At 64.0% G+C, this 10305-nt stretch carries 16 protein-coding genes and 1 tRNA gene; 4 read left to right on the plus strand and 13 right to left on the minus strand.

From position 1 onward, the window contains the following. Nucleotides 1-78: 78 nt before the first annotated feature. Nucleotides 79-1236, minus strand: a complete 1158-nt coding sequence (locus tag M9945_RS05020) for an amidohydrolase (RefSeq protein WP_367943656.1) — start codon at nucleotides 1234-1236, stop codon at nucleotides 79-81. A 287-nt stretch (nucleotides 1237-1523) separates the two neighbouring features. On the opposite strand from M9945_RS05020, the gene M9945_RS05025 reads away from it, so the two are divergent. Next, nucleotides 1524-1597, plus strand: a tRNA-Gln gene (locus M9945_RS05025). 231 nt (nucleotides 1598-1828) lie between these two features. Here the strand turns inward: M9945_RS05025 and M9945_RS05030 are convergent. From M9945_RS05030 to M9945_RS05045, 4 genes are read right to left on the minus strand one after another with little or no spacing between them, the layout of a single operon-like run. Beyond that, nucleotides 1829-2020, minus strand: coding sequence for a DUF551 domain-containing protein (locus tag M9945_RS05030; protein ID WP_367943657.1), 192 nt, complete (start codon nucleotides 2018-2020; stop codon nucleotides 1829-1831). Next, nucleotides 2017-2163, minus strand: a complete 147-nt coding sequence (locus M9945_RS05035) for a hypothetical protein (protein ID WP_367943658.1) — start codon at nucleotides 2161-2163, stop codon at nucleotides 2017-2019. Before M9945_RS05035 ends, M9945_RS05030 begins: the two co-directional genes overlap by 4 nt. Beyond that, nucleotides 2160-2387, minus strand: coding sequence for a hypothetical protein (locus M9945_RS05040; protein ID WP_367943659.1), 228 nt, complete (start codon nucleotides 2385-2387; stop codon nucleotides 2160-2162). Before M9945_RS05040 ends, M9945_RS05035 begins: the two co-directional genes overlap by 4 nt. After that, nucleotides 2384-2650: a hypothetical protein gene (locus M9945_RS05045; RefSeq protein ID WP_367943660.1), complete on the minus strand. Its 267-nt coding sequence runs from the start codon at nucleotides 2648-2650 to the stop codon at nucleotides 2384-2386. The genes M9945_RS05040 and M9945_RS05045 overlap by 4 nt, the downstream gene beginning before the upstream one ends. A gap of 166 nt (nucleotides 2651-2816) precedes the next feature. Here M9945_RS05045 and M9945_RS05050 point away from each other — a divergent pair, with 166 nt between their 5' ends. From M9945_RS05050 to M9945_RS05060, 3 genes are all read left to right on the plus strand, one after another. Continuing rightward, nucleotides 2817-3047, plus strand: a complete 231-nt coding sequence (locus tag M9945_RS05050; RefSeq protein ID WP_367943661.1) for a multiprotein-bridging factor 1 family protein — start codon at nucleotides 2817-2819, stop codon at nucleotides 3045-3047. Then, nucleotides 3037-3342: a hypothetical protein gene (locus M9945_RS05055; protein ID WP_367943662.1), complete on the plus strand. Its 306-nt coding sequence runs from the start codon at nucleotides 3037-3039 to the stop codon at nucleotides 3340-3342. The genes M9945_RS05050 and M9945_RS05055 overlap by 11 nt, the downstream gene beginning before the upstream one ends. Before the next feature lie 117 nt (nucleotides 3343-3459). After that, nucleotides 3460-3720 carry a hypothetical protein gene (locus M9945_RS05060; RefSeq protein ID WP_367943663.1) on the plus strand — a complete coding sequence of 87 codons (261 nt, stop codon included), beginning with the start codon at nucleotides 3460-3462 and terminating at the stop codon, nucleotides 3718-3720. On the opposite strand, the gene M9945_RS05065 is transcribed toward M9945_RS05060, so the two are convergent. From M9945_RS05065 to M9945_RS05100, 8 genes are read right to left on the minus strand one after another with little or no spacing between them, the layout of a single operon-like run. Further along, nucleotides 3713-5752 (minus strand): hypothetical protein, encoded by a 2040-nt coding sequence (locus tag M9945_RS05065; RefSeq protein WP_367943664.1) that lies wholly within the window; start codon nucleotides 5750-5752, stop codon nucleotides 3713-3715. The two genes, M9945_RS05060 and M9945_RS05065, sit on opposite strands and share 8 nt — an antisense overlap. Nucleotides 5753-5761: 9 nt before the next feature. Further along, a complete protein-coding gene (locus tag M9945_RS05070; protein ID WP_367943665.1) occupies nucleotides 5762-7360 on the minus strand; it encodes a terminase large subunit in 1599 nt (532 codons plus the stop codon). Next, nucleotides 7323-7727, minus strand: a complete 405-nt coding sequence (locus M9945_RS05075; RefSeq protein WP_367943666.1) for a phage terminase small subunit P27 family — start codon at nucleotides 7725-7727, stop codon at nucleotides 7323-7325. The genes M9945_RS05070 and M9945_RS05075 overlap by 38 nt, the downstream gene beginning before the upstream one ends. After that, nucleotides 7724-8071, minus strand: coding sequence for a head-tail adaptor protein (locus tag M9945_RS05080; RefSeq protein WP_367943667.1), 348 nt, complete (start codon nucleotides 8069-8071; stop codon nucleotides 7724-7726). The genes M9945_RS05075 and M9945_RS05080 overlap by 4 nt, the downstream gene beginning before the upstream one ends. Next, entirely contained in the window at nucleotides 8068-8436 is a 369-nt protein-coding gene (locus M9945_RS05085) for an HK97-gp10 family putative phage morphogenesis protein (protein ID WP_367943668.1), read from the minus strand. Before M9945_RS05085 ends, M9945_RS05080 begins: the two co-directional genes overlap by 4 nt. Then, complete coding sequence (locus tag M9945_RS05090) at nucleotides 8426-8998, minus strand: phage head-tail connector protein (RefSeq protein ID WP_367943669.1); 573 nt, start codon at nucleotides 8996-8998, stop codon at nucleotides 8426-8428. The genes M9945_RS05085 and M9945_RS05090 overlap by 11 nt, the downstream gene beginning before the upstream one ends. Then, the gene (locus M9945_RS05095; RefSeq protein ID WP_367943670.1) at nucleotides 8973-9869 is read right to left on the minus strand and encodes an AAA family ATPase; all 897 of its coding nucleotides are present in this window, start codon (nucleotides 9867-9869) and stop codon (nucleotides 8973-8975) included. Before M9945_RS05095 ends, M9945_RS05090 begins: the two co-directional genes overlap by 26 nt. Next, nucleotides 9856-10284 carry a DUF3168 domain-containing protein gene (locus tag M9945_RS05100; protein ID WP_367943671.1) on the minus strand — a complete coding sequence of 143 codons (429 nt, stop codon included), beginning with the start codon at nucleotides 10282-10284 and terminating at the stop codon, nucleotides 9856-9858. The genes M9945_RS05095 and M9945_RS05100 overlap by 14 nt, the downstream gene beginning before the upstream one ends. Nucleotides 10285-10305: the final 21 nt, after the last annotated feature.

The following is a 10305-nucleotide window of genomic DNA, read 5'->3' on the forward strand; positions in this document are numbered from 1 at the left end:
GGCCGCGCCGCATTCAGGACGCCTTGCTTTTACGCAATCCCGAACGGAAAAGCGCTTCACACTTTTCCGGGAATTGCTTCAGCCCCGCCCGATGGCCATGCCGATCGTCTCGTTCCATAGCCCGATCCCGCTGGCGAGGATCGCGTCGTTGAAGTCGAAGCGGGGCGAGTGCAGGCCGGGATTCTCGCCGTCCTTGCCCGCGCCGAGCCACAGATAGGCGCCCGGCCGCGCCTCCAGCATGAAGGCGAAATCCTCCGCCGCCATGCTCGGCTCGGCGTCGACCACCGCAAGGCCGGACCGCGCCGCCGCCGCGCGCAGGAAGCCGGCCGCCTGCGGCGCGTTGATCGTCGCCGGGTAGCGCCGCTCGTAGCGCACATGCGCCTTGCAGCCGAAGGCTTCGCACACGCGCGCCGCCGTCAGGCCGAGCCGCTCCTCGATCAGGTCGCCGACTTCCGGCTCGAACCAGCGCGTGGTGCCGCGCAGCGCGACGCTCTCGGGGATGACGTTGTAGGCGTCGCCGCCGTGGATCTGCGTCACGGACAGCACGGCCGCCTTCAGCGGCGAGACGTTGCGCGCCGCGACCGCCTGAAGGGCGCTGACGAGCTGGCCGGCGCACAGCACCGGGTCCGCTCCTTCATGCGGCATCGCGCCATGCGCCCCGCGGCCGACCACCTCGATCTCGAAGGTCGCGAAGGCCGCCATCATCGCGCCGTCGCGCGCCACCGCCTCGCCGGGACGGAGCCCCGGCCAGTTGTGCAGCCCGTAGACGGCCTCGGCCGGAAAGTCGCGGAACAGGCCGTCGGCCACCATCTCGCGCGCGCCGCCCTCGACCTCCTCCGCCGGCTGGAAGACGAAATGGACGGTGCCGTCGAGATCGTCGCGCCGGCTGGCGAGCCCTGCGGCGGCGAGCAGCATGGCGACGTGGCCGTCATGGCCGCAGGCATGCATGATTCCGGGATTGACCGAGGCGTGGGCCGCGCCGGTCTGTTCGTGGATCGGCAGCGCGTCCATGTCGGCGCGCAAAGCCAGCGACCGCGACGACGAGCCCCTGGCGAGCGTGCCGACCACGCCCGTCCTGCCATGGCCGCGCCGGACCTCAAGCCCCCATTCAGCGAGCATCCGCGCGACGAAATCGCCGGTGCGGTGCTCCTGAAACGCCATCTCGGGATGGCGGTGCAGGTCGAGGCGCCATTGCCGGGCCTGCTCGACGAGGTCGTGGGAAAGCGTTTCGTCCATGGTTTCCTGCCTGTGGGTCGTGCCGGGAGGGCCTCGCCCCGCAAGCGCCGGGCGAGGCGGGGGCGAGCCGCTCCCGATGAAGCAGATATGCACCCCTGCCGCAATCCCCGCCGGTCCCTGCGCCCGCCGCGCCACCCCGGCTAACCGGGCGCAAACGGCCGCTTTAAGCGAAACCAGCCTCTTGATCGACGGTCCAGATGTGTTACAAGGCAGCCCGAAATCGAGCGGCACCGCCTCGGCACCCGGAAGACGCCTTCCCGACGACGCGCCCGCCTCGATCCCGGTTTTGGGGAATAGGTTAACGGTAGACCCGCGGACTCTGACTCCGTTAGTCCTGGTTCGAATCCAGGTTCCCCAGCCAAACAAAATCAAGCACTTAGCTCCCAAAACCACGATAATCCTTGTCGCAAGTCGCGAAATTTGTCGCAACGCAAGCCATTGATTTGTAACGAATCGTAATCTGCGGAGGCAACGAAACGCGACAAGGATGCGACAAGAGGGCGGGCCGGTGGTGCTCAATCCGGACACGATGTCCAGAATGACGGCCCTACTCGCCGGGCGCGGATGGTGAAGCCGCGGTGCCCGGCGGATTTCAGGTGGTGGGCGCTTCCGGCAGCGGCATCCAGTGGGTCGGGTGAATGGATGGGAGGCAGTCGCTATCCAGCCAGCCGTCGATCTGGAACCCGCATAGCGGGTCTCTCTCTCCGATGCAGATGCCCCTCATGTCTTCATAGAGAAGAATACGCACCTCCCACGGCGCAGTCTCGATAGGCTGCCACTTCATGCCGCGTCCTCCTTCATCATCGCGACGATCAGGTCGTCATAGAGCGCGGCCAGCTTCTCGCGTATCTCGCGCACCCTCGGGCTGGCCGAGCGCATCCTGCGACGGTTCTCCGCGCGGGCGGCGTAGACTTCGCGGAGGGTCATGGCTCGGCCCTCCCAACACTCGACCTGCCATTGTCTTCCAGCCAGCGGACAAACTCGCCAACCTTATCGCACAGCATTTCCGATGTGTGGGCCAGCCGGGAAATGTCATCGGGGTCTTTCGGGTCATGCTCACACGCATGATGCAGGGCGAGGTTCTTAAAGCGCCGAAGCTCGATCGTCTGGTTTTCCAACTCCATCGGGTCAAAGGTCACGGTTCTGGTCATGCTGCGATCTCCCGCTTCAGAAATTCCTGCGCCTGATAGGCGTGGAAAATTTCATAGGCCCGCCGCATCGTCTCCCGCGCATGCCCGATGGCATAGCTGGCCGTGTTGGCGCTTTCGGCATCCGCGGCCCGATGCGTGAAGCTGTTGCAAAACTCCTCGATGAAGTCGTGCGCCAGTAGCATGGCGTTCATGGCGGTGTTGACGCGATCCTCGACGGCCAGGATCGAGATGTCGGTGGTCGGCGGTGGTGTATGCGCGTTCATGCTGGGCTACTCCTGTTGTCAGCTATTAAAATTCAACACAACGATATTCGTTGCACGATAAATGTCAACGAAAAAAGTTGTATTTAACGAAATAGTCTGCGAAAAGAATTCTGGGCCAACCACCCACACGGCTACCAACCGTGCACCTCACAGAGGAGATGACCCTATGACGCCAGCGCAATGCCGCGCCGCCCGCGGCCTTCTGGAATGGACTCAAAGTCAACTTGCTGCCGCCGCACGGGTTGGCCTCTCGACAGTCCGTTCCTTTGAGAAGGGCGTGCATACACCCGTCACACACAATCTCACCGCCATCCGCACCGCACTCGAATCTGCCGGCGTCGAATTCATCAACGACGAGCGCGGCGACGGCGTAGTGAGGTTGCGGGATGGCCGATGAGCCGAAAGCACTCCCCTTCCGCGCCCTCGACGCCCTGCCGCTGTTCGCCGGCGACAGGGAGATCGCGGTTGCGGTGGTGGGTAAGGCGCGCGCAGGCCATTGGGAGCGCCACACGCTACCGCTGCTTGAAACGAAGGGCTTCCCGATAGTCGATGCCCTTCATCGGGGGCGCGCTGTGCCGCTGGTCAGGCGGTTCTATGAGTCGTATTTTGGTTTGACTGCCGGCTTTGCGATGGCCGAGCCGGACGGGGAGGAAAAGCCATGGCAGCCAAAAAGAGCAAGGCGAGCGGGTTGAAGCACGTATCGGCTACCGCCCGCCACCCGTGACGGCAAGGCAACCGGCGTCCGTCTAAAGCCCATTGACTCCCCTCCCGCCCGCGCCATGATGCTGGCGGGGAATATGGGAGGGAAGATGATGAAGCTAGACGATATCCGAATTTTCGATATCACCTATATCTCTGAGGATGGTGTGTTCACCGGCACGGTCCGGCTAGACTTTTTCGGACCAGGTCTTCTTGAACATGACAGTATCGCCCCAGCGCACCGCGTGGATATCCAGATCCGGACGCGAATGGACAAGACGTCAACATTTGACGAGGTCGAAGCCGAACTACGAGCAAACGCGGTCCAACTTCTAAAGGCGTCGGCTGACGCCCTAGATACCCCTACCTGATATTCTTCTGGGGCATCTGCCGCACTGTAGAAATAACAGTAGCCGGAAGATCTCGCTGCAACTTCGTGACCTGCTGTTCCACGCGGGCCAACGCGGCGGAGTCGGCCCCCGGCGCGTTGATGTGGATCGGAACCGAGACCGTGACGTTGCCCCCACCGCCACCCACCGCGGACAGCTTCGGCATAACCGGCGCGCTGATCTGCGCGGGTGCCGCCAAGCCTTTCCGCATGGCCTCCACGGCAGCAACACCACCAGCCTTGCGCACGTCATCCTGCGACCAAACAACCTCGCCAGCATGGACAATACCCGCCGGCTTGTTCTTCGGGCCGGGGCCGGTGTAGCCGCCGGAGGAAAAGCCACTGGTGAAGAACGCACCCGCCGTAGTGTTCGGCACAAAGCCACCGCCGCCGAACAGGCCACCACCGAACAGCCCCGCCAGCGGCCCACTTCCCAGCAAGGCCGCTTGTGCAGCGGCAAGCGCGAGTTGCACCGCCAGTCGCTTGACGGCTTCCTCGGCCTTCATCGAGCCGTCCACGATGGACATGAGCGCATCGCCGCCCATCTGGAACATCCCCACGATAGCCTGTGTGCGGGCCTGCTGGGCGGCTTCGTTGGCCTTCAGAGATTCCGTCTCGCGCTCGATCTCGGCCACCAGGGCCTTGATCTGTTCGCGCTCCTCGGCCGTTGCCGCAGCACCAGCGCGGCGCAGGGTTTCATTCGTGCGCTTCTCAAGATCGGTAAGGCCGATCTGTTCGCGCTCGAACTGAAGGTCCGCAATCAATGCCTTGACGGCCTCGGCTTCGCGTAGGGCGGCCTCGGCCGCAGCATTGCGTCCGCCCGTCCGCCCGCCGCTGGTGTCGATAGCTTCGCCTTCCGGGATGGGAGCGAGTGCGGCGGGCTTGCGGCTCTCCAGAATCTTGAGGATGCGGGTTTCCTCGTCGGCGATCTGCCTAAGCCGATTATTCCATTCGCCAAGCTCGCGCTCCCATGTGTACCCGCCCGAGGCGTCGGGAACCATGTTGCGCTGCATTTCGCGGATGTCGGCAATCTGCCGCTCAACGTCCATCCGCTCCAGCCCCAGAGAACGCATCCGCCCGTCGAGCGACTGGCTGCCCTGATTTTCCAGATCGCGCATGGAGTCGATGACGCTGCGAATATCGCCAGCCAGGCGCGCGGCACGCTCGGCGACGCCAACCATGACGGGCGCAAGGTTGACCAGAGCTTGCTTGAATTGCAGGTCTATGATGCGCGTGGCCGTGTCGAACTCGGCAGACAATTCTTGCGCGCGCGCGATCATGTGGCGCTCGACCACGATGCCGAGACTGCGGGCCTTCGCTGAAAACTCGTCCAGTCCCTTGGAGCCGTTGGCCAGCACGTTGACCATGGCCGCGCCATCGGTATCGAACATCTTGAAGGCGAGCCGCAACTTGTCGGCAGGATCTTTCACCTTCGTCATGCGGTCGGCGACTTCGCCGAGCAGCTTGTCGCTGGCTTTCAGGTTGCCATCGGCATCGCGGACGGAAATGCCCAATTCCTTGAACGCGCCAACCGCAGCGCCCGTACCCTGCGCCGCCTCCGATGACCGACGGATGAACCTGCGCAGCGCAACATCGAAGTTGGTAACAGACATGCCGCCCTGTTCGGCGGCATACCGCAGTTCCTGCAATCGCTCGACATCAATGCCGAGTCGCTGGGCAACGTCGCCGGTCTGTGAAAATTCCCGCATCGCGGCCTTTGCGGTGCCCAACGCGCCGGCCACCGACAGGATCGGTGCCAGGGCCGCGGTAGCCGCAACGGCGAGCGGGCTGAAGAATTTCTTCCCGGCGGATTCAACGCCCTTGAACGCCGAACCCATGTTCTTCGTGGCGTTCGTCATGTCGCGCTGCATCTTCTGCGCAGCGCGAGCACTGGACCGCTGCATGTTGTTCGCGGAACCCTGGACGATCTTTTCGACCTTCGCCCAGTCCTTCCGAAGCCGGCCGACTTCGGTTTCCATCTGGATGACGACGCGCGCCATATCCTTGTTTGACATTATGAACTCCTAATGAAGCACCAGCGAACCGGGCTCGTAGTCATCAAAGATGGAACCGGCCTCTACGGCGGCGTCGGCACGTCCTGCGGCCATGACGGCAGCGATCGCTCCATCCACCTTTCGGGCGCGGTCGCGCCCCTTCTGGAAGCGCTGGTTGCCCATGTCGTCGGCGCGCAGATGGGCGTTGGCGAAGTGATTGCGAAGAACGGGGTGCCCGCCATGAATCAGGCGGCCCTCCAGCACAAGGCGCTCAACTGCCTTAATGGCCGGCCCCATGTGCCCGAACGACTGACCGTGCTCGAAGATCGGCAGGCCGTCCTCTTCAAGGCGCTTGCGGATGCCGAACGCGCCGAAACGGTCGATGGCAATCTCGCGCACGTCATGCGCCTCGCACAACTCGCGAATTTTCGCCTCGATGACGTCAAGGTCGATACTGCGCCCCGGCGTGGTCAGGAGGTGCCCGTCGTCGCGCCATTCTAGCCACGGCTGGCCATCCTGCTCCTGTCGCTGGGCAAGCGTGTCCTCGGCAGCGTAGATATAGGGCACCACGATCAGCCTGCCGTCCTGACGCGGGAAAGCCGCGACGATGGCTGACAGGTCTTCCGTGAAGCCGAGGTCGACGCCAAGAAAGCAGGGTGCTTCCCTCAATGCGGCAGAATCGAAGTCGCGCGCGCCCTCGTCGTAGACGGCCATGTCGAGCCACGGCGACTCGTTCTGCTCCAGCCAGACGCCGAGGTGCAGGCGGCGGAAGGCGTCCCGTTGGCTGGGGCGATGCGCTGCCTCGCGGGCATAGTTCCGCATCGACTCCAGATCGGGATAGCCGAACTCAAGGCCGGGATTAACTTCGTGCCAAATCGCCTCGTCCTGCCAATCGTCCTCCGGCGCGGCCTCGAAGATCACCGGCAGGAAGGTCGGGTCTATCGACGGATCGGCGGCAACGTCCTTGGCGTAGGCGTAGAAGTCATACGCCGGTGTGTCGCGCCCTGCGCCGGCCGTAGTGGCGATCAGCAAGAGCGTGTTGCGCAGCTTGTTCTGCCCCGACCGGATGGCGTCCATGAGGTCGGTGGTGCGGAATTCGTGATATTCGTCGACCACGGTCAGGAGCGGCGATAGCCCATGAGCATTGCTGGCGTCCGCCGACATCGCCTCATAGATCACGTCGTCGTCGCGAAAGTGGCAGCGCTTCAACGTGTTCTGAATCGTGATGCGCTTCTTCAGCCACGGCGTCGAGCGGATGATGCCCGCCATCTCGCGGTGAATCAGGGCCGATTGTTTCTGGCTGTTCGCGGCGCTGTAGATATTGCCGGAGGGAACGCGCTCCGGCCCGGCGAGGTGAAGCAGTTCCGCGCCAGCGCCCAGTGAAGTTTTGTGAGAGCCGCGACCAGCCTGGAGCCAGACAGTGCGATACTGTCGGGTGCCGTCCTCGCGGGTGGTGCCGTATATCTTGCGGATCAGCCGCTCTTTCCAACGATCCAGTTCAAACTTACCGCTCTGCGTTTTCGGGTGGTTCATCCATCGAAGGAAATCCACCGCGCGCTGGCCGTAGCCATGCGGGTCCGGCAATGGACTGTCATCGAACAGCCATTCCGGGCGGCGCGTCTTCGTCATCGACAAATCTTTCGTTCTTGTTGCGGCTGGCAGGCGTGATGCCGAACTCAGTCGCGAGGCGCGCCTGTAGGGCGATAGCCTCCTTCTGAATCGTGGTGGCCGGATTGCGCTTCAGTTCGCCGGAACCGGACACGACGAGCAGGCCGTGCCTGTCGATCTCCGCCTGCGCCTCGTCGATGCGGGCCGTGGCCGAGCAATAGGACTTGAACAGCGGCAGCTCGTGCGCGGCGATCTTCTCCGCGCGCACCAGCGGGGGCAGTTCCGATTTCCATACCTGCTGCGCCAGCGCCGTCAGGTCGGCGGGCGGCTTCGGTACACGCTTCAGCGCCCCGGCCGTGGCCTTCACGGCAGCCTTGCGCCCCTTCATGGCGTGCCCTCCACCACCATCAGGTTGAGCATGCTATGCCACTGGTCCGGGTTCGCGACTGCCTTGATGTTGAAGAGGCGTTTCGGGGTCTTGCCGTCCTCGCCCATGCCGGCCCGCACGTCATAGCAGCGCCATGCCGGCGTTATCTGCCGGGTGCGGGTGCTGCTGCGGATGACCATGGTGAACGGCTGCACGCCGGCGATGCGGCTGGCAATAACCGTCTCCGAGCCGATACCGGGGCGAAGCTCGGCCGGCTCCTCGAACTTCGTCACCCACGCCGACTCCGAACCGCCCCACCCGTCGTCCACCCATTCGGATTCCTGAAACCCGATGCGTTCTCTCATTTCCCGATCCCTGCTTCCTTGATGGCGGCTTTAGCGGCGCGTTTGACGCGCCCGTTGAACCGCTTCTTGTTGAGGCGGTAGGCTGGAAAGAAGAACGGCTGCGGGTCCATCTTGCGCGTGCCGAACTCGACGTATGGCGCGGCCTCGTCAGTGGCTTCGACCTTCCAGCCGTTCGTCACCTTCTCCTTGCCGATGGATTCCTTGAGCGCCCCGGTGTTCTCCGGAACCAGCGCCTTCGCCGTGCCGACCATTTCGGTGGCGTTCTTCTCGACGGCCTTGTCGATCTTTTCGGAGACCATGCCGGTGGCGTTGCGGAAGGCGCGGCCAAGGCCCTTCACGCCCTTGACGCGAATCCTAACCGACATAAGCCACCTGCCATGCGGAAATAGCATCATCGAAGCCGAAGGGAACTTCCGTGGCGGTGTTCCCGTCGGGAACTTTGCCGCGGGTGCTGTACCAGAAGAACACCAGGCCCAGGATGACCTGTTTCAGCGATGCCGGCACGGCATCGTAACCGGCCTCGAACACAATATCGACAGCGCCGGGGAAATCCCAAGTATCCGGCCAGTCTCCTGTCGACACGATGACGCCCGTGCCACCGACGCCGCTGGTCTTGTAATCGGCAGGATCGAGCGTCTGCTGATCGCCGTGGCGGTCGAAATACGTTATGCTCTCGACGCTGCGGAACGGCGGCAGTGGCAGTTTCACTGCGCCGGCCGGGAAGCAATCCAGCATCAAGCGCCACGTCTGCACGCCCAGCGCGCGCCCCAGAACGCCGCCTGCACCGTCCAGCTTGTCCGTCGCGGCGGCAATCAACTGTGTGATGAGCGCGTCGTCGTCGTCGTGCCAGACGTGCAAAAACGCCTTCGCGTCCGTGAGGCTGACCACCGGATCGGGCGCTTCAACCAAAGAAAGGTTTGTCAACATCTGAAATTCCCAATTCGGGTAAAAGTTTTGTCGGTAGGGGGGGCGCGGTCGGCCGTGGCGGCTCGAAAGCTCGCGACTCCCCCCTCGCTCTGCGGAACCACTCGCGGCAGCGCTCCACCATCCGCTCGCGGTGGCCGATGCGCCGGTGATCGGCGTTGATGCGCGCGATACAGGTCTCTTCGTCGGCGTCCATGACGTGAACCGTGCCGCCAAGCTGGCGTCGCCACCATTGCTGCTCGGCAGGCTCGGGCGCGGACACGATGAACCACGCGCGCGGTGCGTCGGACGTGGCCAGGCTGCGCAGGATGGTGTTGCGCTCCTCAAGCGCGGGGCCTGTTGTAGCCGCTGGGGCGCTGTATATGCGGGTGCCGGCAAGCCGGGCCTTTATCTCGTCGAGGTCGATCACCACGTCCTCGCTGCCCGCCTGCTGCCGCACCCAATAGGATTTCCCGCTGCCCGGTGCCCCGCATACGATGGTCAGCGGTATGGCGCTGGGGCGCAGGTCCGCGGGCCATGTGCGGGCGCGCGCTTCGGCGGACATGAATGACTGGTCGCGGGCCGTGCGCTGGCTGTGGTGTCGCTTGCAGAAGCCGCGCAGGTTCGACCAGCGCAGCCGCAGGTCGGGGCGATCTGCTATCGACTGGATATGGTCAACCTCTGTCGCCACGGCCTGACAGTCGGGATGCGAGCACATGGGATGCGCATCGAGGTACTGTCGGCGAACGGCGCGCCAGTCTGCGGCATAGCCACGCTCGCCCGCGTTGGGGCGGGTGGCGTCGATCTTGGCCTTGCGGACGCGCTCAGTGCATTGGCAGCGCTTACCGGCGGGGACGACGCGACGGCATCGGGCGCATAGCTTAGCCCGTGACATCGGCATCAGCCTCAAGCGTGATGGCCATATGATTGGTGCCGTCCGGATCGCGCAGGAAGCGCGTCTGGCGATGATAGATGTCAGCCGAGCCGCCGGTGAATTCGACATGGCGCATGTCGAGCACGCGCCGCACCGCCGAGGCGATATTGCCGGCTTCCTCGCGATGATAAGCGTCGCCAGTGCCCCATGACCAGACGTCGACCTGAAACGTGACGGACACAAGGTCGAGGCATTCGGCGCGCTCTTCCGTATTCGTGTCGTGCTGGCCAAGCGAGATGTATGGCGACGGCACGTCGGGCTCGCCGTCCCTATGGGGCGGGCGGTCGAATATCTTGGTGCCGACCATGCCGGCAAGCACGCTGTCGGCTTTCAGGGCGGCGACAACGGCCTTCAGAATGGAATTTGCGGGGTCCATGCGGCCTCCTGAAAAGGGGTC

Origin of the sequence: Aquamicrobium sp., assembly GCF_023954335.1 — a bacterium.
In the GTDB taxonomy this organism is placed as follows: domain Bacteria; phylum Pseudomonadota; class Alphaproteobacteria; order Rhizobiales; family Rhizobiaceae; genus Aerobium.